The following is a 282-nucleotide window of genomic DNA, read 5'->3' as shown; positions in this document are numbered from 1 at the left end:
CAATCCACCTCTCCACATTCCTCTTCTCATAGCTGAAGTTCACACCCACTTTCACCAGCTTCCTTCCGTCACATTCGAAAGGCAGGGCATAGTCCTTGCTCTCTATCTGCTGCATTGCCTCTTCCGCCGTACCGTCCAGCTTGAACTCCATCACGTATATGTAGTCCGGTGTCTTCACCACCATGTCAATCCTTCCCTCCGAGGTATGATATTCCGCCTGCGTATAGAATCCCAGCAGTTTGAACAGAATAAACATCACGTTCTGGTAGTGCAGCTCCAGGT

The 282-nt window shown here is 50.0% G+C and carries 1 protein-coding gene; it reads right to left on the bottom strand.

Annotated features, from left to right (window positions below; translation table 11 throughout):
- The coding region (locus tag H6A61_RS15595) for a PD-(D/E)XK nuclease domain-containing protein (protein WP_204394817.1) at positions 1–282 on the bottom strand (282 nt) is incomplete at both ends.

The sequence above is a fragment of the Bacteroides caecigallinarum genome (genome assembly GCF_016901995.1).
In the GTDB taxonomy this organism is placed as follows: domain Bacteria; phylum Bacteroidota; class Bacteroidia; order Bacteroidales; family Bacteroidaceae; genus Phocaeicola; species Phocaeicola cellulolyticus.
Note: the sequence above shows the minus strand (reverse complement) of the source record. Positions and strands in the feature narration are given on the sequence as shown.